This is a genomic window from Roseibium sp. MMSF_3247 (assembly GCF_030733765.1).
GTDB lineage: Bacteria > Pseudomonadota > Alphaproteobacteria > Rhizobiales > Stappiaceae > Roseibium.
This window is the reverse complement of record NZ_JASHII010000010.1, coordinates 35960-60699: the sequence shown is the minus strand read 5'-3', so window position 1 is coordinate 60699 and position 24740 is coordinate 35960. Positions and strand designations below refer to the sequence as shown.

Sequence of the window (24740 nt, the reverse complement as noted above, 5' to 3'; positions counted from 1 at the left end):
AACTGGCGTCACTGACCAGCCGGGATACCGAACTGCCCGCTCAAAAGATCTTCGATGGTGATCGGGCCATCGAGAGGTGGGAGGTCCGAAGCGGGTTTGGTTTCAGGTGCCGCGGATGCGCCGGTAAGATCCAGATTGTCGTTCGACGCATCAAGCACCGCCCGGATCCGGTCGGTCAGCGGGATCGGGTCATCCGCTGGACCATTGGCAGGGCTGGCGGCAGTTGCTACAGGTTGAGTGTCAGGCACAGCCGGGGCCTGCTCGCTGTTCTGCGTTTGCTCCTGCTCCTGGCTCTCCTGCTCAAGCCGCTCCTGTTCCAAACGAAGACGTTCTTCTTCTGCCGCCTGTGCGGCTGCTTCTGCGGCAGCGGCGGCCTCAATCGCTTCCCGCTCACGCCGAACCTTTGCTTCGGACTGGCGCTTGAGTTCACGTGTCAGGCGGTCCCGCTCCAAAATTTCTGCCTGGAGGCGTTCCACCCGCTCCACTTCCTGCTCAAACGCGCGCAGCGTCAGATATGCCGTGAACGGTGTGATGTCGACACTGCGCGCCGGTGCCTCGACCGGCCCTTCGAACAGCAAGCCGATCTGGGGCTCGGCGCCGGTGACGGCATTTTCGCCCGGATCGACCTTGAGCGAGAAATCCGCATCGAGATCATAGGTGTTGAGATCGAGCTGCGCCGATCCAAAGACTTCGGCCTTTTCCGCATCAACCACAACGTTGCGGGCGGAAAGCCGACCGCCGACCAGCGTCAATGTTCCTTCCACCTTTTCAAAGGGCAAGCTTCCGGCAGACATATGGCTGAGGAAAACCTCTTCGATCTTGTCGTCCTGCAAGTCGAGACCGGCATCGACCGCTCGAGTTACCTGAAGAAAGGCCTGCGGGTTCAACCGCTGAACCGTACCGTCTTGAAGCGTAAAGGATCCCCCACCATTCAACCCTGCAACGATTGCCGCGATCGAACGGCCAATGCCCTCAAATTCGAGGTAAAGGTCGCCGGTCCCGGAGACAACCGCCCGTCCATCCGGGCGCCATGACAGCTGGCGAAGATCCGCGCCGGTCAGCTTCACCCGGCCAGATGCGGCCCCTTCTGCCTCCGAGCGGCGGAGCGACAGATTGCCGTCAAACTTGCCGCCTGCATAGGTGCCATTCAGACCATCAAGACGCAGAAGCAGCGGCGTTAATCGGAATTCGGCCCGTGCCGACTGAAGGGCCGTGTCTTCGTCGAGAAAAAGATCGTCAGCCCGAAGATCCAGCGTTACATCCAGATCATCCAGAAGCGGCGCACCAAAGAAGGCCGTTGGCCAAACGCTTGATCCATCACCGAGCGCGTACCACTGGTCCGGACCCAGCACCAATTCGCTCAAGGCGCGCAAATCCATCTGGCTGACGTTGAGCTCTCCATTGAAACGGCGGTTCCGCTCGCCTGGAACCGGTGTTAGATCGCCTTCCAGCCTGCCATCGAACCGGGTGTCCTGGAAGGTGCCACTGAACGACGGCACTGCCAGACTGGTGCCAACCCCTTCAACGGTCGCCGTTATAGTCGCAGGCAAGTCACCAGCCATGACTGGCAGGATACGGCCGGAAAGCAACGCGAGAGGTGTCAGGTCAGGCGTTTCCAGCGTCCCGATCAAGGCGTACGCGGCTTCCTCGTCTGCCTTGAGGGTCAGCGTTCCGTTGGTCTCTATCTTGGTGTCGCCGAGCCCAACAGTGCTGCGGACGTCAAGACCGTTGGCGGGCACGCCCGAGACTTCCGCCAATATGCGCGCTTCGCCGATCGCCTCAACCGGGAGAACATCAAGGCCGAGTTGCTGCAAAACCGCGCTTCCATCCGCCCCGGTCATGGACAGCGAGACGCCCACTTCGGCGTCGTGCCAAGCATCAATCCGACCCTCTAGATTGGACCGGACCGCAACTTCCGTCGCTCCGGCGGTGCCAGTTAATTCAACGGAAAGATCAGTGCCGTTAGCGCGTTCCGCAGCTTGCAGGGACGCATCGAACTGGGCAGGCACAAGGCTATCAGCGGCTTTCTCCAGCCGCTCAATGAGCGCCGAGTCTGGAATCACTCCCTTGACCAGAGCCATCAGGCCAGACAGATCCCTGGCATCAAGCGTCCCGGAAACGGCTCCGCTCGGAGCTGTCAGAAGATTGCGGACATCGCCTGTTACATCAATCCGGGCACCGGCAAGATCTGCAGCGAACAAACGATCGATACGCATGTTGCCATCCGCATACTCGGCCTCAAACGCCAGCCCTTCCCCGGCAACGCCTCGGCCCCGCACCTCACGCGCCTGCAAGCGCAACGACACATTGGTAGATCGGCTCTCATCAGATGATGCTTGCGCCGTCGCCCCGCGGAACGGCCGCATCAAAGCCGTCAAAGTCTCCATCTGATCGAGATCCAATGTATCTGCATCAAGAGACAGGGAAAACTCGGCATTGCCACCGCCCCGCGGTTCTCGGTACGCAAGCCCGCCGCGCGCTTCCGAGCCGGCAACTGTGAGACGCAAGTTATCAAGTGCAGCACCTGCCGGCATAAGGTTCAAACGTCCTTCAACCGTAACAGGCTCCAGAACCGCAGCGCCACTTTCCTGGCTCTGCCACCAGCTGAAAAAAGTCGCAGGCTGATCGGAACGGACCGACACGGCCCCCCGGTAGGTCAACGCCGGTTCAAGGCCGAGGTCCCCTTGTGTTGCAACCATGGTGCGGCCTGGCAAACGGCCAGCAAGCCGGGCAATCCGCCAGCCTCCCAGCATCGTTTCAAGATCAAGACGCACATTTTGAATGATGCCGCCCCCGGCAACAACAGCCGGGACATCCATCGACAAGGCACCGTCTATTGTCGGCAGTGGCACGGCCCTTAAAGCACTGACGAGCTGCTGCCCGGCAGCATTGATGTCGACTGGTGCTTGTGGACCGCCACCCAAGAGGCGATCCAGATCGACCTGTTTCGACTGGGCACGAACTTCAAAACGCCGGTCACCAGAATAAACCAGATCCGCCTCGCCCGTCATGCTGAGCCGTTTGTCTTCCGGTCCGAACCTGAATTCGAATTCGGGCACAGCCACTTCCGCAATATCAGCAGAGAACTGGCCATCAACCGACCAAGTGTTCGTATCGCCTTCGTCCAGCGCCACGGAGGTTATGTCGAACGCTCCGTCAAATCGGGGAGCGGCATCCGTCTCGCTCAAGGCGCCATCAAAACTGAACGTAACCGGTCGATCCGTGGGTATCACATCTCCTTTGAGGCGCAGGCTTTCATTGTCGCGGATGCGGCCTGAAGCAAGGCTGACCGTATAGGCGCTCCCGTTCAACGTCAGACTTCCATCGGCGCGGAAGGGGCCGGCCAGTGTGCGCGCGCTGACAGACAGATTTCCATTATCAAGACTGTGCGTCTCGCCCGTGCGGGCGTCGATTACTGAGATCGCCCCGTCGCGGATCGTTACTTTCTCAAGGGCCACGTCTTCGGGAGGCAGGTCTGCAAGGGCGCCGTCCGCCGTCACCGCGGTCAGCCAATCCAGCCGGCCCGCTTCATCCAGGGACAAGGTCAGGTGCGGCCGTTCCAGGGCCATGTCGACAACCCGGAACTCGCCTTTCAGAAGCGGCGGCAACTCAACACGCATGTCGAACCGGGAGACGACCAGCAGCGGGTCTTCCGCTTCACCGACACGGACATCGGAGAATCGAATATAGGGCGCAGGCAACAGGCGGAGATCCGCCTCCCCGAGAACGGTCACGCGGTGCCCAAGCACCCGGCTTGCGTAGGTTTCAAAGGTCGACCGGTAGATGGTCCAATCAATGAAAAACGGCCCCACCAGTGCTGTAATCAGCACCAGGACCACTGCAATCCCGAAAGTAATGTAAACCGAGTTCAGGCTGTATCTCCTTAAGGTTCAGCCAATCGCGCCAACTGATGTCCGGTTTTGTGCCTGTTTGTAAGGCCAATCCGGATTTGAAAACAGCCAGCCTCTTCCCCTGTTATTTATCCGATTCCCTACACTATCATGACTGCCGCACAACGTGATCTGCCAGAAACGCGTAAATTCGAGAATTACCTTTGTCCGGCAAGCCGCAGGCAGCCATTTTTGAAGCAGTTTCGGAGCCTCTGCAATTATGCACCAGAGCTTTATGGCAAGATCTTGCCCGGGTTCATGATGTTGTCCGGATCAAGAGCCTGTTTGATCGCCTTCATGAGGCCCAGCCCGTTGCCATGTTCGCGCTCCATGTATTTGCGCTTGCCCTGACCGACCCCGTGTTCGCCGGTGCAGGTACCGCCCATGTCAATAGCCCGCAAGGACAGCCGTTCAACGAACGCCTTCGCACCACGCACTGCCTCTGCATCCTCCATATCAACGAGAACTTGAACGTGGAAATTGCCGTCCCCGACATGACCGACGATCGGGGCGAGCAAGCCTTCCGCCTGAATGTCGTCCGCAGTTGCCTGAACGCAGTCCGCCAGCCGGGAAATCGGGACACAGACATCCGTGACCATGATATCTGCATCCGGCTTGAGCGATTTACCAGCCCAATAGGCATCGTGCCGTGCCGTCCAAAGGCGGGTGCGTTCTTCGGCCGCCGTTGCCCATTTAAACGGCCCGCCGCCGAGCTCTTCTGCAATGGCGGAGAACATTTCCGACTGTTCATTCACGCCCGCTTCGGAGCCGTGAAACTCCAGGAAAAGCGTTGGCGTTTCGGCCAGATCCAGCTTTGAATAATTGTTGCAGGCCCGCACCTGCAAACTGTCCAGCAGCTCGATCCGGGCAACCGGCAAACCCATCTGGATCGTGCTGATGACAGCGTTACACGCCGCCTGCACATCCGGGAACGGGCAAACGCCGCCAGAAATCGCTTCCGGCTGACCGTGAAGGCGCAAGGTGATTTCCGTGATGATGCCGAGCGTGCCTTCCGATCCGACCATCAACCGGGTCAGGTCGTATCCCGCCGAGGACTTTTTCGCCCTTCCGCCCGTATGGACGATCGACCCATCCGGCATCACAACGGTCAGCGCAACCACGGCATCCTTCATCGTGCCGTAGCGCACGGCGTTGGTACCGGACGCCCGGGTCGCCACCATGCCGCCAATGCTGGCGTCCGCGCCCGGATCAATCGGGAAAAACAGACCTGTGTCCCGAAGGTAGCTGTTCAGCTGCTTTCGGGTCACACCAGCTTCAACGACGCAATCCAGATCTTCCGGATGTACGTCCAGAATACGGTTCATTTGGCTGACATCGATGGAGATCCCCCCATATGGGGCATTCACGTGTCCCTCCAGCGAGGTCCCAGTCCCAAAGGGAATGACCGGCACCTTGGCTGCCGCGCAAAGTTTGACGATGTCGGAGACTTCTTCTGTTGTCTGCGCAAACACAACGGCATCCGGCGGCTGAGTCTCGATCCAGGTAGTGGTGTGCCCATGTTGCTCGCGAAGCGCTGCGGAGGTTGCACACCGTTCGCCAAAGCGGTCCTTCAGTGCCGAGACGAGTCCCTCGACCCCGGCACTCTCGGTTGAACTTTCAAGTGTTTGGGCCGCTCCCGCCAATTCCGGCATTGTCATTTTCTCCGTGGACATGTCTTTTGTTCGTGCTTTTTCATCGCCTATGTTAGCTGCACCTTACAGCAAAAAACCACTGGTCAACGGTCTGAAAATGCCGCAGGCCGATCATATTTGGAGGAGTTTTTCATGCCGATTGCCTGGAAGCCGGAGCCGGTGCGGTGCGATGTGATGACCGTTAAGGACGAATGGATCGACTATAACGGTCATTTGAACATGGCCTACTACAACGTCCTCCTGGATAAGGCCTGCGATCAGGTGTTCGAACAGCTTGGCCTTGGCCCGGAGTATGTGAAGGAGCGCAATGCCTCGTTCTTCACCGCAGAGGCCCATGTTTGCTACGTCCGGGAACTCAGTGCCGGAATGCCCGTGATCGTCTCTCTGCAGCTGATCGATTTCGATGAAAAACGGGCTCATTTTTACGAGGAAATGCATCACGCTGAAGAAGGCTGGCTCTCCGCGACATCCGAACAGCTCTGTCTGCATGTGGACATGGGGGCCCGGAAGGTCGCGCCATGGCCGGAAGACATCACGGCAAACCTGCAAGCGCTTGCAGACGCGCACAGCTCGTTGCCCCGTCCGGAGCGGGTCGGACGGCATATTGAGATCAAAAAGAAGAACTAGAACGTAAATTTCAGCACAAATTGCAGTGATTTAGGTCGTTTATCGGTCAACTTGACCTGTATTTTGCGCACGACTCGAGCGACACTGACAAACGTAAAGAGTAATGTGCCGTTTCGCCAGCGGACCGACAGAATGCGCAAGATACTAGACGCCGCGAGCCACCTGCCCGACATCCTGATCAGCTGGATCACGCCCAACGTGCGCCAGTACCGATCCAGCCGTCTGCATATCGTCTGGTTGCTTGCACTTATCGTCGGCGTTCTCGTTGCGATTGCCGCCATCATCTTTCGGACCCTGATCGGGCTGATCCAATTGCCCTGGCTGGGAACGGCCACCGAACTCACAATGGAGGCCGCGGCGGCTCAGCCCTGGTGGGTCATCTTGGCGGCCCCCACCATTGGCGGCCTCATTGTCGGCTGGATCCTGCAGAAATATCACCCGTATCAGCGAGCCGGCGGTGTGGCGGACGTCATTGAAGCGCGCGCCTATGGCGGCCGGGGCTTGCCGCTGAAAGCCGGGCTGTGGTCCGGTCTGGTAACCGCGATCTCGCTCGGTGCCGGCGCGAGTGCCGGACGTGAAGGACCCGTTGTCCACCTGGGCGCCACGATTGGCGCTGCCATATGTTCGAAGTTCTCGCTGCCCGACTCTGCCCGGCGCGTCCTTTTGGGCTGCGCTGTTGCCAGTGCGGTCTCCGCCTCGTTCAACGCGCCGATCGCAGGCGTCCTCTTTGCGCATGAAGTGATCCTCGGCCACTACGCCGTTTCCGCGTTCGTGCCAATTGTTCTGGCATCGGTCATGGGCACATTGATCGTGCGCTGGTGGTTCGGTGATGTCGCCGCCTTCGTGATCCCGCAATATGAGATCACGTCTTATCTTGAGATCCCGGCCTTCGCGCTTTTGGGGCTCACATGTGCGGCTGTGGCCATCATTTTCCAGTTCGCGCTGATTGGGACGGACTGGACTGCCCGCAACATCACCATGCCGCTCTGGCTTCGCCCGGTTCTGGGCGGTCTTGCCGTCGGCACGATGGGGATCTTTGTTCCCGGCATCCTAGGTGTCGGGTATGAAGCCACCGACCTTGCGCTGAAGCACGAATTGCCGCTTCAGACAATGCTGATCCTGCTGGTGGCCAAAACCGCGGCAACGGCTATCACCCTCGCCTCGCGGTTTGGCGGCGGAATTTTCTCGCCGGCGCTTTATCTTGGCGCCATGACCGGCGGTGCCTTCGGCTTGATTGCGGCATCAGTGTTCCCGGAAATGGCCTCAAGCCACGGGCTTTATGCGATCCTTGGCATGGGCGCAGTGGCAGCGGCGGTTCTCGGCGCACCAGTCTCCACGACGATGATCGTTTTTGAGCTGACCGGCGGCTATGCCCTTTCAATTGCGCTGCTTCTGTCTGTCTCCATAGCAACCGGGCTGACACAGGCCGTGCATGGCAAGTCCTATTTCCATTGGCAGCTCGGCATGCGCGGGTGTTTCGTCAATGAGGGGGCGCACCGTCTCCTCAGCGAGACTGTGAAGGTGCGCGACTTCATGGATCCGCCCCCGGAAAACGAAGACCCGGACGCCCTCAAATTCGATCCCGGCTCCGACGGCCCTTATCTGCATGACACGGACAGTCTTGAAAGCGCGCTGAAGAGTTTCGACGCCTGCGGAAAGTCATCCCTGCCCGTGGTGCGCAAGGGAAATGCCACGCGGATCATCGGCACAGCCCGCCATGTCCGGGGTCTGCGCTACTTCAACGCCGCCTTGATAAAGGCGACGAAGGAAGAACATGTTTGATCGGAGATCAGCATCCGAAACAACCGGACCCGTCCGTCACTGCCGGTATACAATTGATCACTACGTTTCATAGCGAAGCTTATAGTCAGACAAAACTTGCGTGCCAGCGTCACATTGTATACATACGCACACAATATTTATTGCGTGTGAGAGAGCCGCGAAAAGGCTGTTTCGGACCGTCCCCTTCCTGACCTGACAAGAGGCCGACATTCCATGACCAAGATCAAGGTAGACAATCCGGTTGTTGAGCTCGATGGCGATGAGATGACCCGGATCATCTGGGCTTTCATCAAGGAAAAGCTGATCCACCCTTATCTGGATATTGATCTGCACTACTATGATCTGTCGATCCAGAAGCGCGACGAGACCGACGATCAGATCACCGTCGATGCGGCCAACGCCATCAAGGAACACGGGGTCGGCATAAAATGCGCCACCATCACCCCGGATGAAGCCCGCGTTGAGGAATTCGGCCTGAAGCGCATGTACCGGTCGCCGAACGGCACGATCCGGAACATTTTGGGCGGCGTGATCTTCCGCGAGCCGATCATCATGCAGAACGTGCCCCGCCTCGTGCCGGGCTGGACCCAGCCGATCATCGTCGGACGCCACGCGTTTGGCGATCAGTACCGCGCCACGGATTTCACCTTCCCCGGCAAGGGCAAGCTAACCATCAAGTTTGTTGGCGAGGATGGCACCGAGATCGAACGCGAAGTCTTTGACGCGCCCTCCTCCGGTGTTGCGATGGCGATGTACAATCTTGATGACTCCATCCGCGACTTTGCCCGCGCTTCTCTGAATTATGCGCTGGGCCGGAAGGTGCCGTGTTACCTCTCCACCAAAAACACCATCCTGAAAGCCTATGACGGCCGCTTCAAGGATCTGTTCCAGGAAATCTACGAGGCTGAGTTCAAGGACAAGTTCGCCGAGGCCGAGATCTGGTATGAGCATCGGCTGATCGACGACATGGTTGCAAGCGCCCTAAAGTGGTCCGGCGGATATGTCTGGGCCTGCAAGAACTATGACGGGGATGTTCAGTCCGACACGGTGGCCCAGGGCTTCGGCTCGCTCGGTCTGATGACGTCGGTTCTGATGACCCCGGACGGCAAGACGGTGGAGGCCGAAGCCGCCCATGGCACGGTCACCCGTCATTACCGTCAGCACGAGAAGGGCGAGAGCACATCGACCAACTCGATTGCCTCGATCTTTGCGTGGACCCGAGGGCTTGCGCACCGGGCAAAACTGGATGGCAATGACAAGCTGGCCCGTTTTGCCAAGACGCTGGAGACCGTCTGCATCAAGACCGTTGAAAGCGGCTACATGACCAAGGACCTGGCGTTGCTGGTCGGCCCGGACCAGGGCTGGCTGACCACCACAGGCTTCCTCGACAAGATCGACGAGAACCTGCAAAAGGCGATGGCAGATCTTTAAAGGCCGGCTCCGGCGGCGGGACACACCCGAAGCCGGGGCTTCCTTGCTTTCACAGTGAAACGCCTGCTTCGTCTATTTCGCCTGCATCTTGGAAACCATTTTCAGGACGGCCCGGCGCGGCAGGAGCGGGATCACCCAATTGAGCGAAAAGTCGAGCGCCTTCTCGTTGATGGCAACCAGCTTGCCTTCCAGCATCGCGTCATAACCGATCTTCGCAACGCTTTCCGGTGCGGCGCCCGAGCGCGTCAATTGCGTGCCTTCAAGATCCGCAACCTTGGCAAACTCCGTCTCGACGTATCCCGGCGCCAGAACCGTCACCTTCACACCTTTCGGCTTTAATTCTTCATTGAGAGCCTGCGAATAGGAATTCACGAAGGCCTTGGTGGCGAAATAAACGGCCTGCGATGGCCCGGGCATGAAACCGGCCGTGGATCCGACATTCAGAACATAGCCCTTCCCGCGCTGGGCCATGTCGTGCCCGAACAGCCGAGTCAGTGTCATCAAAGACATGACATTCAGGTCAACCATCGCCTGCTCGCTGGCAAGCTCCCGCTCGATGTGATTGCCCCGGCCGCCAAATCCGGCGTTGTTGATCAAAATGCCAACCTCAATCCCTGCCTTGGTGATCTCGTCGTATAGCGCTTGAGCGGCTTCGCCAGACCCCACATCCCGCGCAAAGACATGCACCTTGATGCCATGCTTTGCCTCCAGCTCTGTTTTCAACTGCTCGAGCGCGTCTTCACGCCGGGCGACGAGAACCAGGTCTCCGCCTTTTGCGGCGTGGTAGCGGGCGAATGCGGCACCGATACCTGAAGAGGCTCCGGTGATCAGAGCGGTGGCGGTCATGGTCTTTCCTTTCAAGCTTTGCGATAAAAGTATACTGATGAGTTTACTTTTGCGCAAATGCCCATTGCCGACCGCAGTTTCAAGTGTCTCTTTTCAGATTTTCGTTTTCAGCCGAGTGCAAAACTGACGGCGGCCTCGGCATGCAGCGTTGTTGTGTTGAAGGCCGGAACTGAAAAGTCCGCTTCTGAAACCAGCAGCCCGATTTCCGTGCATCCGAAAATAACGCCATCAGCCCCAGCAGCGACGGCGCGGTCAACCACGTCAAGATAACGCGCCTTGGAGCGGTCCAACACGTCTCCCTGACAAAGCTCTTCGTAGATGATCCGGTGCACCTCCGCTCGGTCCTCCGCCTCCGGTGTCCGCACCTCAATCCCGTGTTGATCACGCAGATGACCTTTGTAGAAGTCCTGCTCCATCGTATAGGCGGTTGCGAGCAGCAAGGGCGCAGTACTGCCTGCTGACGTGATTGCCGGTGCCGTCGCATCGGCAATGTGGATGAGCGGAATGTCGACTGCCGCCTGAACCTCTCCGGCCATTTTGTGCATGGTGTTGGTACAGATCACCAAGCACTCCGCACCGCCGCGCTCCAGGTTCTGCGCTGCGTCAATCATGAGCCGCGTTGCCCGTGCCCAGTCGCCATCGGACTGTGCCTTGGCAACATCGGCAAAATCGAAAGACCAAAGCAGACACTTCGCAGAATGCAGGCCGCCAAGCCGATCCCGTGTCAGCCGGTTCAAAAGCTGGTAATATGTGACTGTGCTTTCCCAGCTCATACCGCCGAGCAGACCAATGGTTTTCATGACTGACTTTCATCTTCAAACGTCCGCGCCAGGCGGACAACTTCTTCCCAAACGGAAGCTGGTTGAATCAAATTCTGAACAAAGCCGGTTTTTATATGTATTCCAGAGGTTTGTCAGCGCACTCTTATGCGCCGCGTGCCTCATGATCCTCCCCCCCGCAGCACATGCCCAACCGGTCCAGGAGCCGGCACGAGGCACTGCAGAGCGCTCCGCCATCCTCAACGCGATACGCCCGCTGGCCGAAGCCCATTTTGGTGCACCGGTCGAATTTGTTGTGAGCTGGCTTCGGGCTGGCGGTGGTTGGGCCTTTGCAGGCGTTGCGCCACAACGGCCCGGAGGCGCGCCGATCGAACTGCGCACGACCGTTTACGCCAGCGAGGCGGAGTATATGGACGGTCTGCAAACTTACGTTCTGCTTCGCTATCAATATGACCGCTGGAATGTAATTGATTTTGCCGTCGGCCCGACGGACGTCTTCTGGCACGGCCATCCGCTCTACCGGCAGGTCCCACCCGGCTTGACGCCCTAATTGTCATTTGCGGCGGACATAGGCAGCAGTTCAGCAGAAAGCGGGTTTAGTCAGCCTTCACGGGCCGGCCGTCTTCGAACAACTCCGGCTGCAGATCGTTATCTTCATCGGAAGGCACGATGCCCGCCTGTTCCAGTTCTTCTTCTGCGATTTCGCCAAGAACCTTCTTGCCCGCCTCCACCCGTTCCCGGGCTTCGTCCATGATTTTCTTCGCAAGAGCGGCATCCTGATCCATCAGCTGCTGCAGGGCGCCGGCTTCCAGCACAAGCAATTGGCAATCCCGGTAGGCAACGACTGTCGTGCTGCGAATTGCCTGATTGAGGAGTGCCAGCTCGCCAAAAAAATTGCCCTCCCCTAAGAACACCGTCCCGTGTTCCATGCGGATTTCGACTTCACCGCTCGTGATGAAAAACATCCGGTCAGCAATGTCCCCCGCTTCGGCAATGGTGGCCCCTTTGCGCACGTTGAAGGCTTGAAGAAGTTTTGAAACCGACGCCACTTCCGTCGCGCTCAGGTCCTCAAACAGCGGCACGCGGGCAACCATGGACCAGGTAACCACGAAATCCCGGCTGTGTATCTCGCGCGCGAAAGCGGAGGCAATGATGCCGACCGGCAACGCGATCAATCCATACCCCATGAGCATCACGACTGCCCCGACCATCTTGCCGAGGTTGCTGATCGGCACAACATCGCCATACCCAACCGTGGTCACCGTGGTGATGGCCCAGTAAATACCATGCAGGATGCTGCGGAATTTCTCCGGCTGGTGATTGTGTTCAATCAAATACATCAGCGTGGCAGCCATCAGGATCACGCCGAAGATGATCATGCTGGACCCGATGAGTGCCTTGCGTTCTGCCGCAACAGCGGAAATGAGCGAGCGGAGCGCCGGGGAATATCGAGCGAGCTTCAAGAACCGCAACAAACGGAGGATGACAACCATCGTTACGGCCTGGTTTGGCAAAACCAGAACAAGAACCAGTGGCAGAGCACCTATCAGGTCGACAATCGCATCCGGATGAAGCGCATAGCGCAACCGGGCTCCGACAGGACCGTAGCGGCGCATCGGTGGGTGAAGATCCGCCACATAGAGTCTCAGGATGTATTCGACCAGAAAAATGACGCCGGAGCCGAGCTGCAAAAACCTTAGATGCGGGCCGAACGTGTCCCGGATTTCCGGCACGGTCTCCAAGACGGCAAACACGACATTTGCCACAATCAGGAAGATCAGAAAATTGCGCAGGCTTTGCGCGGCAAGACGGCGTTTACCGGTATCTTCAAGCACTTCGTAGAGTGCGCGTTTAAAATCATGGCCGGGCACAGGCTGTCCTGCTTGCAGTGGACTGAACTTTCAAAAGACATAGCCGAAGTTTCGAATTGCGCAAAATAATCGTGTGGAAGCGCAAGTGCATATCTGCAGACCGGCAAGCTGCACCAGGAGCAATCACAAAAGGGGCGGAAGACTTTGCGCTCCCGCCCCTTTTAAAGTTCCGTATGCTGTCAGGTCAGTTTCAAAGACCGGCCAAATGCGCCTCGATCGCAGAAACGGCACTGTCGGCTTTCGCCCCATCTGGGCCGCCAGCCTGCGCCATGTCCGGGCGGCCACCGCCGCCACGACCGCCAAGCGCCTCAGAGCCGATCCGCACCAGATCCACGGCACTCACCTTTTCGGTCAAATCTTTCGTGACCGCCGTGACAATGGCCGCTTTCCCGTCTTCCGCAACGTTGATGAGCACAACCACACCGGACCCGAGCTGGGTCTTGGCGTCGTCCGCCATGCCTTTCAGGTCCTTCGGGTTGATGCCTTCGACGGTGCGCGCCATCAGTTTGAAACTGCCAGCATCCTTAACCGGGGTACCGCCGTCAGCGCCGCCGCCCATTGCGAGCTTCTTGCGCGCATCAGCCAGTTCTTTTTCCAGCTTGCGCCGTTCCTCGACAAGTTGCGCAACGCGGGACGGTACATCCCCAGCACCCACCTTCAAGATCCCGGCAACTTCCCGCAGGCGTTTGTCCTGTCCATCGAGATACGCCCGCGCTTCGGCGCCGGTCAACGCTTCAATCCGGCGGACACCGGCAGCAACGGCGCCTTCTGAAACCAACGTCACGAGGCCGATGTCACCGGTCCGCTTGACGTGCGTTCCACCACAAAGCTCCAGTGAATAAGGCTTGCCCTTCTTGTCGCCATGGAGCGCTGTACCCATGGAGACGACGCGGACTTCTTCGCCGTATTTTTCTCCGAAGAGCGCCATGGCGCCAGCCTCGATCGCGTCATCGACCGCCATCAAACGGGTTTCGACAGACGCATTCTGCAGGACGATCTCGTTGGCGAAGGTCTCGACCGTTGCCAGCTCGTCATCACTCACCGGCTTTGGATGCGAGAAGTCGAAGCGCAGTCGATCCGGTGTTACCAAAGACCCCTTCTGCGCAACGTGTGTTCCAAGCACTTCCCGCAATGCTTCATGCACGAGGTGAGTTGCCGTGTGGTTGGAGCGAACAGACGACCGGCGGTCGTGATCGACTTTGAGTTCGAGGGCAAGGCCCGGTGTTGCGGTACCTTCTTCAACCGTCACCACATGCACAAAGAGGCCGTCCGCCTTCTTTTGCGTATCAGTGACGATGATTTTGACACCTGGCGCGGTCATCACACCCGTATCGCCGACCTGACCACCGCTTTCACCGTAGAACGGTGTCTGGTTGAGAACGACAAAACCGCTCTCACCAGCTTTCAGCTCGCTGGTCTCCGCGTCATCTGCCGCCAAGCCCGCGATGACACCTTCCGCAACCTCGGTCTCATAGCCGAGGAAGTCGGTGGCCCCATGTTTTTCCTTCATGGCAAACCAGACGGATTCGGTTGCCGCACCGCCGGATCCGGACCAGGCCGCACGCGCTTCCGCTTTCTGGCGTTCCATGGCAGCGTCAAATCCGTCCGTATCGACGGTGATGTCCCGGACCCGCAACGCATCCTGCGTCAGATCCAGTGGGAAACCGTATGTGTCATAAAGCTTGAAGGCCGTTTCACCGTCGAGCTGACCACCGGCGGTCAAATCTTCGGTTGCTGTGTCCAGCAATCCAAGGCCGCGCTCCAGCGTTTTGCGGAATCGGGTTTCTTCCAGCTTCAGCGTTTCGGTAATCAACGCTTCAGCCCGCGTCAGCTCCGGATAGGCCCTTCCCATTTCACGGATCAGCGACGGAACCAGCTTGTGCATCAGCGGCTCGCGCGCACCCAACAAGTGTGCGTGGCGCATACCGCGGCGCATGATCCGGCGCAGAACATAGCCGCGGCCTTCGTTCGACGGCAGCACGCCGTCGGCGATCAAAAAGCTGGTGGAGCGCAGGTGATCCGAGATCACCCGGTGGCTCGAAAGTGCATCACCGGACGCCTCAACACCTGTTTCGTGCTCCGAGGCGGAGATCAACGCGCGGAACAGGTCGATGTCATAGTTGTTGTGGACGCCTTGCAGAACGGTCGCAAGACGCTCAATGCCCATGCCGGTATCGATGGATGGGCGCGGCAAGTCGAGGCGCTCATCCGGTGTCTGCTCGTACTGCATGAAGACGAGGTTCCAGATCTCGACAAACCGGTCCCCATCTTCTTCCGGCGTTCCTGGAGGGCCGCCCCAGATGTGGTCGCCGTGATCGTAGAATATTTCCGAACACGGGCCACATGGACCGGTGTCCCCCATGGTCCAGAAATTGTCGGAGGTCGGAATGCGGATGATCTTATCATCGGAAAGACCAGCGATCTTTTTCCAGAACACGGCCGCATCATCGTCTTCTGCGTAAACGGTCACCAGAAGGCGGTCCTTCGGAAGACCGTATTCCTTGGTGATCAGGTTCCAAGCGAGCTCAATCGCACGTTCCTTGAAATAGTCACCGAAGGAAAAGTTGCCGAGCATTTCGAAGAATGTGTGATGGCGCGCCGTATAACCGACATTGTCGAGATCGTTGTGCTTGCCGCCTGCACGCACGACCTTCTGGGCAGTAACGGCCCGGCTGTAATCCCGCGTCTCCAGTCCGGTAAAGACGTTCTTAAACTGGTTCATGCCCGCATTTGCGAACATCAGCGTCGGATCATTGCGGGGAACCAGCGGGCCGGAGTCGACCACCTCGTGGTCGTTGGCCTTGAAGTAATCCAGAAAGGCGGAGCGGATTTCGTTTACGCCGGTCATTCACGTCTCGCTTAGATCCGGACCCGCGTCCGGGTCCTAAAGAAACATCGACAAAGGTGCGTTGCAGAGAAACTCCCAGCGCACCGGAACAGCCTTTTAACTTTCGGCACACGGTGTGTCCAGCGGTCTCAGCCTGAGTTTCTGCGGTCCGGATAGAACTTTCGAGTGCCGTCTGAAGCCGCAATCACGCAGGTACGCCTGCTCAACAAAAAAGCCCTCCCGGATCAACTCAGGGAGGGCTTTTTATCTTCTTAAGACACCGGGCCATCGCTTCAACAAGCGAAGGGTTCCGGTATCAGCATAGCACGAACTTAATCGTCGTCTTCTTCACCGCCTGCCGGATCGATGATGGCCTCGGCAATGAGACCAGCGTTCTGGCGGATGGCCAATTCGATCTCGTCAGCGATCTCTTTGTTGTCGCGCAAGAACTGCTTCGAGTTTTCCCGACCCTGACCGAGCCGTTGGCTGTTGTAGGAGAACCAGGCACCGGACTTTTCGACAATGCCGCCCTTGACGCCAAGGTCGATCAACTCGCCCATCTTGGAAACGCCTTCGCCATAGATGATGTCAAACTCGACCTGACGGAATGGCGGGGCAAGCTTGTTTTTGACCACTTTAACGCGGGTCTGGTTGCCGACAACTTCGTCCCGGTCCTTGATCGCGCCGATGCGGCGAATGTCAAGACGGACCGATGCGTAGAACTTCAAGGCGTTGCCGCCCGTGGTGGTTTCCGGAGAACCGAACATGACGCCGATCTTCATGCGGATCTGGTTGATGAAGATCACCATGCAGTTCGACTTGGAGATCGACGCTGTCAGTTTCCGCAAGGCCTGGCTCATGAGACGCGCCTGCATCCCCGGCAGGCTGTCCCCCATCTCACCTTCCAGCTCGGCTTTCGGTGTCAGCGCAGCGACCGAATCGATAACAAGCACATCAATCGCACCAGACCGGACAAGCGTATCGGCAATTTCCAAAGCCTGTTCCCCGGCATCCGGCTGGGAAATGAGCAGGTTGTCGATATCAACACCCAGCTTGCGGGCATAAATCGGGTCAAGCGCATGCTCGGCATCAACGAACGCACAAATGCCGCCGGTCTTCTGTGCCTCGGCCACCGTATGCAGAGCCAGTGTTGTCTTACCAGAGGATTCCGGTCCGTAGATCTCGACAATCCGGCCTTTCGGCAGACCGCCAATTCCAAGGGCGATGTCCAGACCAAGCGAGCCTGTGGAGACGGATTGTACCTCCACGGCCTGCCCCTGGCCCATTCGCATGATGGAGCCTTTGCCAAAGGCCCGTTCGATCTGGCTGAGCGCTGCGTCGAGCGCTTTTGTCTTGTCCATCTGGCTGCTTTCTACGAGACGAAGTGTACTTTGCGACATGGCTGAACGCTCCTTATTCCATGATGGACGCGCTGTTTCAATCCGCTCCTTTGTACCTATTTTGTTCTCATTTTTCAAGACACCAAAACCGATTGGTATATAATTGGATTTTGCCGTTTGTTTCCAATATGTTCTCACATCGACACTTAAAGAATAACGCAAGGTAAGTTAAATTTGGAACATTCGGAGACCGGGCATCTTGAGAGAATCACGGAGCGGCCGGCTTGTTGCGAACAAAGACGCGATCTGCTAGCCCGCCGGTCTTCAAATTTTCTGCAGGGACGTCCAAGCTGAAATGGCACTCCCACTCCTCTATCGATGTAATGATGACAAACGTGTCCCCTTCCTCTCCCCTACCGGTCTTGTGTGTCGGCGCGATCCACTATGATACGCTTGCCCATGGCAGCGAGGTTTATGGCCCGGAAACGTCAACACCGGCGAAGCTGACAGCAAAGCCCGGCGGAGTTGCCACCAACATTGCACGGACACTTGTTCGGCTGGACATTCCAACCGGGCTCGCCGGGGCAATCGGAACCGATGGCGCGGGGGCGAGCCTTTCGGAACAACTGACCGCCGATGGGATCGAGCTTTACACTTTGGAACGTGGCGGATTTTCGACGGGTCAATACATTGCCTTTCACAATCCGGACGGGTCGCTCGCTGCTGCAAGCGTGGATGACCGGGTGTTAAGTGAGGCACCTGCCGATGCCTTTGACCCGATCTTCGAGGCACTTTCAGGACCATTGAAAACCGGGCTGTGGTTCATCGACGCAAACCTGCCGGATGAGCTTCTGAAGGGTGTTGCCGATCAAGCACCTGAAGGCAGGTTGATCGCAAACGCCGTTTCCAATGCCAAAGCCACCCGGCTGCTGCCGCTTCTTCCGAAACTTCATTGCCTGATGCTCAATCGCGGCGAAGCGCTCGCCATGACCGGCAGAAGCCCAGAGACATCGAGCGAAGGCCTGCTCCGCGACCTTGGACGCCTCGGCGCTAAGAGCGTGGTCCTGACCAATGGCAAATCCGATGTGCTCGTTCTCAACGAAGAGGCAATCACCGCCCATGAGACCCTTGCAACTCAAATTGTGGACGTGACAGGCGCCGGAGATGCGTTGACCGCCGGAACGATTGCAGGCCTCAGTCGAGGATGCACCCTGAACGATGCCGTACCGGTTGGGCTTCAAGCCGCCGCCATCACGCTAAAAAGCACCGGAGCCCTGGCAGAGGGATTATCGTGGGACGCCTTGGCAACCCTGGATGAAATTTGACCAAGTGGACAAACGCCGCACTTGGCGGCTTCGACTCCAATGTCTATAAGGCGCAAAATTCTCGCGGCTCCGGCCGACTTGCCACACATCTAAAAGGCTTTTGCTTGTGACACACTCCGCTCAATCCGCCGCTTTGAAAAGCCTGATCGTCTACAGCGACGAAGTCCGTGATGCGCTCGCCGCCAACAAGCCGCTCGTTGCGCTGGAATCGACCATCATCACTCACGGCATGCCGTTTCCGCGGAACGTGGAAACAGCCCGGCAGGTCGAAGCTGATATTCGGGAAAACGGTGCTATTCCGGCAACGATTGCCATCATGGACGGAAAGATCCATGTCGGCCTTTCCGATGCGGATCTTGACCGGCTTGCCCAGGCCAAAGATGTCATGAAGTGCTCACGGGCGGATCTCACTTTCGCACTTGCCACTGGCCGCTACGGCGCAACAACGGTGGCCGCGACGATGATGGCGGCGCAAGTAGCCGGCATCAAAGTCTTCGCAACAGGCGGCATCGGCGGTGTACACAAGGGCGCAGAGCAAAGCTTCGATATCTCGGCGGATCTCGATGAACTCGCCCGCACGCCTGTCTGTGTCGTATGTGCTGGCGCCAAGGCGCTTTTGGACATTCCGAAAACCCTTGAAGTTCTGGAAACAAAAGGCGTTCCGGTCGTTGCCTACGGGACTGACGAGTTGGCAGCCTTCTGGTCCCGCGAAAGCGGCCTCAGCGCTCCCTACCGTCTGGATACGCCAAACGAGATCGGTGCGCTTTTGAAGGTGCGGGAGAACTTTGCAGATCATGGCGGTGTGCTGATCACCAACCCGGTCCCGGAGACAGATGAAATTCCCCGCGATGAAATGTCAGGTTTCATCGACGCGGCCATCAAGACAGCAGCTGAGCAGAATGTGACCGGCAAGGACGTCACACCGTTCGTCCTCGGCAACATCCTTGAGCTCACCAATGGCCGCAGCCTCGACACCAACATCGCGTTGGTGCGCAACAATGCGCGTCTCGCTGCAAGAATTGCCGCTGAACTGGATTAACGATTGAGGAGCTGCCAGTCCGCGCTGAAACCGGCACAATGGCCCAAAAAGCGTGTCTGCAAACAGCACCTCTTGATGCTCTGACTTGATTGAGTTTCACTGATCTCATCTGTCATTTTTCACGAAAGGCGATGGCATGACGGATGAGAAGACCGGCCCAAACACCGCGACAGAGCACATGGTCAATTACGACCAGAACTCTTACATGCAGAGCAATCTGGTCAAAAGTAGAGCAGACTGGATAGAAAGGGCTGTTCGGGATATCGGTCCGCAGAAAACGGAATTCCGGCATCTCGATCTCGGCTGCGGCCCGGGTCATACGGCAATAGAAGCGGTAAAACCCTCTGTCGCAGCCTACCGTCCCCTATCTCCAAACGGCCGCATCGCCATCTGTCACGGCGATCAACCACACAATGACTGGAACGGCTTGTTTGGTCTCGTATTCTCAGAGGCCGGATATCTACAAGATAAAAATATCCGGACAGAGGCCTCGATCGGATCCTTTTATGACGTCATGGCAGCCCCGGATTCGGTCTCATTGGCGACCTGTTTTGTGGCCAGCCATTGGCTGTCGCGCGCCCTGCTAATCTCGTCGCCCGGCACGGTCTGGTATGCCGACCTTGAGGGCGAGGCCCGGGCGGCCTACGAAGATCTCGCAAGATCCGATTGGACCAGATTCTTGAGAAGCCGGGCAATCGAACTTGCACCCGGCGGCTATTTGATCGTCTCGACCCTTGGAAGCACGCCGGACCTTGAGGAGATTAATGGCATCCGCGGATCAGCCCGCCACCTTTACCGGGCCATTCACAAGGTCGCCGCGACGATGGTCACCGATGGGCTATTATCTGAAGAGGCTCTTGACCGGTTCATATTTCCACTCTGGTTTCCCTCTGTCAGCGACGCAGTTGGTCCGCTCATTCAAAACGAGGATCTGGAAGCTGCGTTCGAAGTGATTGAGGCCTCCGTCACCGACGCTGCAATCAACCCGCAAGACGCTTATCAAGACTGGCTGGCGGACCCTGAAAAATACGCTGAGCTCTACACCGGGTATGTCAGAGGCTTTGGAGAATCGTGCCTCCGCCTGCACCTGTTTGAAAAATCGGCCAAAACCGTCGATGAGGCGGATGCCTTGACTGCAACGTTTTTCAAGCGCTTCGAAGAACTTTACCGAGCAGAGCCCGGCCGGTATGCATCCGAAACACTCACGATGACCCTCGTATTGCGGCGCCGATGATCTTATGTCCTAGGTCAGCTCAAAAGCCAGGCAAGGCTGACCCGTGATGCAAAAAGACTGTCATCTCATGGCTGTAAGGCTAAGTGACCTAACGGGATGGGTTTTCATTGACAACATGCCCGTTGGCAGTCCTATGTGAAGCGCTGTAGTCATTCGGATCGCGCAAATCTCGTGCGGCCAAGAATATGTAAACAGGTATCGAGGTGTCTAAAATGGTTGAAGAAAATTCCCAAGGAACCGCTGTTCAAACCCCAGCTCCGGCCGGTGGATTTTCGCCCCTTCAATACCTCGACCGCGCTTTGACAACGCTGCGCGACATCGGCATCACGCCGGAAACAGAAGCGGACGCGCCGATCAACGCCCTTTTGGAACAGATTTCGGATCTGTCTCCGGACAAGGTGCTGATCATTTCCCGCACTCTGGGCCAGGCTTCGAACTTCAACGAGGTGGTCCGCAATCAGGTCCAGCAAATGGACATTGGCGAGCGGTATGAAGAAATCACCGACGCGTTCAATTCGATCCGGGACGACGCCAAGACTTTGGTCGACCAACTCGCAGACGGCAAGATCTCCTTCACCGAGAATCTCTCAAACAAGTGGCGGGACATGCGCCGCGGCACCATTTCTGATCGTTTTTCCGACATTCGCACCACCTACAAGGATGTTGCCAAGGCGACCAAGGACCAGATTGAACGGGAACAGACAATCCTTGAGGCCTACCGGGATTTCCGGGGCGCACTGAAGCAAGCTGAAGTCACAGCGCTCGAGCTGCTGAACATGGCCACCGCCAAGCTGGATGCAGCGAAGTCAGCACTTGAAGGCGCCTCAGCAGAAGTTGAAGCCTACGCCGGCGATGATGCTGCCCAAAAGGCCCGGCTGGAGCTTGCTCGCGATGAGCGGCTGCGCGAGATGCAGGACGAGGAAAAACGGTACCAGATCGCCAAGGATCTCTCAGACAACCTGACCGTTGGCTACAACACGTCCGAAGTGATCATGGCACGGCTCGTCCAGACCACCAACGCCAAGGAGCGGGTGTACGCCCAGTCGGTCAGCTTCTTCTCGACGAACGAGTCTGTTCTGACTGCGCTCAATGCCTCCTTCACAGGTCTGCAAGGCCTGCATGAATCCACCGAAACGCTGAACGCCATGAAGGACGGCATCAACAAGAGCCTGGAGACGCTGGCGGAGATCGGCGACGCCGTCCAGAAAGAGGCACTCAAAGCCGGTTATGGTCCAACTGTTGCGGCGGCTTCAGTCAAGAAACTGGTTGATTCTGTTGTGAACTTTCAGGTCCAGTCCCGTGAAATCATTTCAGAAATGCGGGATATGTCGACCAAGAACTCCGAAGAGATCCGCAACGCAGTTGAGGACGGCAAGCGCCGCCTTGCCAAGTTGACGGCCGAAGGCCAAGGGCTCTAACTTCGGATCAAGACTTATTAGGAGCCGGGTCTGCCCGGCTCCGGCAATTTGGGAAGACCCAAGTCCATGGCTGCACAGCCCGACACGCCGCTCGATGATCTGATGATGGCGATGGACGTGGTGGACACGCTCCGCCACGAAGAAGGCCAGGTCGCGCGCGAACTGAAAGCCGACGAACGCGATGCCGCCATGGTGGAGCGGCTGCGCAAGGTCTATGCCGCGCAAGGAATCGACGTCCCAGACCATATTCTGAAAGCCGGTGTTGAAGACCTCAAACGGGACAGGTTTGTCTACAGTCCGCCGGCCGCTGGCTTTCAGCGCACGCTGGCCATGGTCTACATCACCCGCTCGATCTGGTCCAAGTGGCTGGCCGGGCTGGCCGCTGTTCTCATCGTCGCGACCACTGCTTGGTATATGCTCGTCACGCTGCCGGCACAGCGATCCGAAGCTGCCCTTGCTGAGCGGCTTGAAAACATGCCGCAAACTTATTCCGAACTGTTTCAACGCATCGATGACCTGACCGGAAACACCGATATCGAGGCCGATGCCCAGCGCCTTGTGGACGATGGAACCATCGCGCTTGCAGACGGCAAGACCGATGCGGCCTTCAAGGCGGAGGCTGACCTCAGGAATTTGGCCAGCCGCCTTGCCGAAGTCTTTGACGTTCAGATCATTTCAAGGGAAGGCGTACCAACCGGCATTACCCGGATCCCTGACGCCAATCAGGATGCGGAAAATCACTACATCGTGGTTGAAGCGGTCGATCCGGACGGCAACATCTTGGAGCGCGACATCGTCTCGGAAGAAAACGGCCAGACGGTTCGGGTCAACAAGTGGGCACAGCGGGTATCGGATACCATCTACACTGCAGTCCGGCGCGACAAGGTCGATGACGGCATCGTCCAAAAAGGAACCTTGGGCCAAAAGCAGCGCGGTGAGCTGGACATCACCTGGCGCAGCGGCGTCCAAAACGGAGCGATCACCGAATGGTAAGACTGCTTTGCCGATTTCCTGACATGCGGAACAGACAATGCTGACAGGCCGGCAGACCCTTGGAACCATTGAACAGGCGCTGAGCGACTTGCGGCGCGAAGAGGCAGAGCTCAGCCAACGGATCGAACGTGCGACCCGCGGACTGACCGACCTGCAGGAGCGGCAGACCGAAGCCTATCGAGACCTTGCCCGCTTTCATCTGGACAATGATGCGGCCGGCGCTCTCAACACCCGCCTGGACAGCGCCGCGCGGGAAGCCCGTCGGCTTCTGGAAAAACGCACGGCAGACTACAAGGTCTTGAGCGACCAACTGCGGCAGTGCGAGAGCGAACGCAGCACGCTTCATGCCCGCCGCCAGCAGCTGGATGCGGATCGGGATACCGCCGAAAACCAGATGGACGACCTTCTGGAGGCGGTCGACACGCGCCTGGAAAGCGATGACGCCTTTCAACGCCAGAAGGCTGCAGTCGAGCGCGCTGAAGAAACGGCAGCTGCGGCAGCTGCAAAGGCAGAAACGTCTGAGGCTGACCGGCTCGAAAAAGGGAAAGCCTACGAAGCTGATCCGCTGTTTCTCTACCTTTGGGACCGGGGCTTTGCGACACCTTCATATGACAAACGCGGTTTGACCCGGTCGTTGGACCGCTGGGTTGCCGGGTTGATCGGGTATAATGACGCCAGAGCCAACTACGCGATGCTTACCGGGATCCCCGAGCGCATGGCCAAACATGCGGCGCGCTGCGCCGAGATCGCAGACCAGGAACAGTCGAAACTGGCACAGCTCAGCCGCAACGCCATGACCGATGCCGCAGGCACGGATCTTGTCGGAAGCATTGAAACGCTGAGCAGCGAGATCGACGGCATCGATGGCGAGCTGGATCAACTGGACCGTCGGATCGAGACCCTCGCCGGTGCCCTGGCAGAGTTCGCAAGCGGCGAAGACAACGATTTCCAGAAGGCCGAAGAACACCTCGCGTCTTCGCTACAGATGGATGCCCTCAATGATCTGTGGCGGGCGGCCATCGAAACGCCGTCTCCGGAAGACGAGAAGATTGTCCAACGCATTGAGGACTTTAAGGACCGCATAGAACAGGTCGCCCGGGAAGTCCGCCAGGACCGGGAACTGCAGCGTGATATCGGCCGCCGCCGGGCCGAGTTAGCGGATGTTGTCAAAAGGTTCCGCTCCAACGGGTATGGCAGCTGGGAAACGACTTTTTCCGATGATCGCTTGACGACAGTGTTGCTTGGCGAACTCGTAAAGGGCGCGATTTCCGGCGCGGAGTATTGGGATAGAGCACAACGGTCCCACAAGCGCCGCCGTCCCAAAGGCCGCCGTGTTGCATTTCCAAAGGGCAAAGGCCTTCCCCGCTCCATGGGCGGCTTCGGCGGCATTCCAGGTCCCGGCGGGTTCGGCGGGCCGGGAGCCGGTATGCCGGGCGGCAATGACGGGTTTGGTGGCGGCGGCTTCAAGACCGGCGGCGGATTTGGCGGCGGTGGCTTCAAAACCGGAGATACGTTCTAGGGGCAGCACTTATTAAATTGGGTGAAATGGTAGAGATGAATTTGTTCGGATACGAGGCGCAAAACTGCAGGAAAACCGTCTGGTTTTCAAAGATTTGCAACGCTGTTACCGGGCAAATTCATCCTATCGTGAAGGGACGCAAAAACAGCTTTGATCTGCTGTGTCAA

The 24740-nt window shown here is 58.1% G+C and carries 17 protein-coding genes; 10 read left to right on the top strand and 7 right to left on the bottom strand.

All coding sequences use genetic code 11. From position 1 onward, the window contains the following. Window positions 1-8 precede the first annotated feature (8 nt). Window positions 9-3845 (bottom strand): AsmA-like C-terminal region-containing protein, encoded by a 3837-nt coding sequence (locus RBB44_RS23430; protein WP_371932638.1) that lies wholly within the window; start codon window positions 3843-3845, stop codon window positions 9-11. A 278-nt stretch (window positions 3846-4123) separates the two neighbouring features. Continuing rightward, entirely contained in the window at window positions 4124-5563 is a 1440-nt protein-coding gene (locus RBB44_RS23425) for an FAD-binding oxidoreductase (RefSeq protein WP_371932332.1), read from the bottom strand. 111 nt (window positions 5564-5674) lie between these two features. Here RBB44_RS23425 and RBB44_RS23420 point away from each other — a divergent pair, with 111 nt between their 5' ends. From RBB44_RS23420 to RBB44_RS23410, 3 genes are all read left to right on the top strand, one after another. Continuing rightward, window positions 5675-6169: a thioesterase family protein gene (locus tag RBB44_RS23420; RefSeq protein ID WP_306150113.1), complete on the top strand. Its 495-nt coding sequence runs from the start codon at window positions 5675-5677 to the stop codon at window positions 6167-6169. A 132-nt stretch (window positions 6170-6301) separates the two neighbouring features. Beyond that, window positions 6302-7951 carry a chloride channel protein gene (locus tag RBB44_RS23415; protein WP_133946634.1) on the top strand — a complete coding sequence of 550 codons (1650 nt, stop codon included), beginning with the start codon at window positions 6302-6304 and terminating at the stop codon, window positions 7949-7951. 213 nt (window positions 7952-8164) lie between these two features. Beyond that, entirely contained in the window at window positions 8165-9382 is a 1218-nt protein-coding gene (locus RBB44_RS23410) for an NADP-dependent isocitrate dehydrogenase (RefSeq protein ID WP_306150114.1), read from the top strand. Between the two features lie 72 nt (window positions 9383-9454). On the opposite strand, the gene RBB44_RS23405 is transcribed toward RBB44_RS23410, so the two are convergent. Continuing rightward, entirely contained in the window at window positions 9455-10228 is a 774-nt protein-coding gene (locus RBB44_RS23405) for an SDR family oxidoreductase (RefSeq protein ID WP_306150115.1), read from the bottom strand. 107 nt (window positions 10229-10335) lie between these two features. Then, window positions 10336-11028 (bottom strand): aspartate/glutamate racemase family protein, encoded by a 693-nt coding sequence (locus tag RBB44_RS23400; RefSeq protein ID WP_306150116.1) that lies wholly within the window; start codon window positions 11026-11028, stop codon window positions 10336-10338. Between the two features lie 142 nt (window positions 11029-11170). On the opposite strand from RBB44_RS23400, the gene RBB44_RS23395 reads away from it, so the two are divergent. Then, window positions 11171-11557, top strand: coding sequence for a hypothetical protein (locus tag RBB44_RS23395; protein ID WP_306150117.1), 387 nt, complete (start codon window positions 11171-11173; stop codon window positions 11555-11557). Between the two features lie 46 nt (window positions 11558-11603). Here the strand turns inward: RBB44_RS23395 and RBB44_RS23390 are convergent, their stop codons facing one another. From RBB44_RS23390 to recA, 3 genes are all read right to left on the bottom strand, one after another. Further along, window positions 11604-12878 (bottom strand): cyclic nucleotide-gated ion channel, encoded by a 1275-nt coding sequence (locus RBB44_RS23390; RefSeq protein ID WP_306150118.1) that lies wholly within the window; start codon window positions 12876-12878, stop codon window positions 11604-11606. 190 nt (window positions 12879-13068) lie between these two features. Further along, on the bottom strand, window positions 13069-15726 hold the full coding sequence (gene alaS, locus RBB44_RS23385) for an alanine--tRNA ligase (protein ID WP_306150119.1): 2658 nt from the start codon (window positions 15724-15726) through the stop codon (window positions 13069-13071). A 311-nt stretch (window positions 15727-16037) separates the two neighbouring features. Continuing rightward, window positions 16038-17105, bottom strand: a complete 1068-nt coding sequence (gene recA / locus RBB44_RS23380) for a recombinase RecA (protein WP_133946627.1) — start codon at window positions 17103-17105, stop codon at window positions 16038-16040. Between the two features lie 326 nt (window positions 17106-17431). On the opposite strand from recA, the gene RBB44_RS23375 reads away from it, so the two are divergent. The 6 genes from RBB44_RS23375 to RBB44_RS23350 all read left to right on the top strand — a co-directional run bounded on the left by RBB44_RS23375 (window position 17432) and on the right by RBB44_RS23350 (window position 24573). Further along, the gene (locus tag RBB44_RS23375) at window positions 17432-18370 is read left to right on the top strand and encodes a PfkB family carbohydrate kinase (protein ID WP_306150120.1); all 939 of its coding nucleotides are present in this window, start codon (window positions 17432-17434) and stop codon (window positions 18368-18370) included. A gap of 100 nt (window positions 18371-18470) precedes the next feature. Beyond that, window positions 18471-19409 (top strand): pseudouridine-5'-phosphate glycosidase, encoded by a 939-nt coding sequence (locus RBB44_RS23370; RefSeq protein ID WP_306150121.1) that lies wholly within the window; start codon window positions 18471-18473, stop codon window positions 19407-19409. Window positions 19410-19545: 136 nt separating this feature from the next. Continuing rightward, window positions 19546-20643: a hypothetical protein gene (locus RBB44_RS23365; protein ID WP_306150122.1), complete on the top strand. Its 1098-nt coding sequence runs from the start codon at window positions 19546-19548 to the stop codon at window positions 20641-20643. A 212-nt stretch (window positions 20644-20855) separates the two neighbouring features. Beyond that, entirely contained in the window at window positions 20856-22061 is a 1206-nt protein-coding gene (locus RBB44_RS23360) for a cell surface protein (RefSeq protein WP_306150123.1), read from the top strand. Window positions 22062-22127: 66 nt separating this feature from the next. Further along, complete coding sequence (locus tag RBB44_RS23355; protein ID WP_306150124.1) at window positions 22128-23054, top strand: DUF6384 family protein; 927 nt, start codon at window positions 22128-22130, stop codon at window positions 23052-23054. Between the two features lie 37 nt (window positions 23055-23091). Continuing rightward, window positions 23092-24573, top strand: a complete 1482-nt coding sequence (locus tag RBB44_RS23350) for a hypothetical protein (RefSeq protein WP_306150125.1) — start codon at window positions 23092-23094, stop codon at window positions 24571-24573. The last annotated feature ends 167 nt before the right edge of the window (window positions 24574-24740 follow it).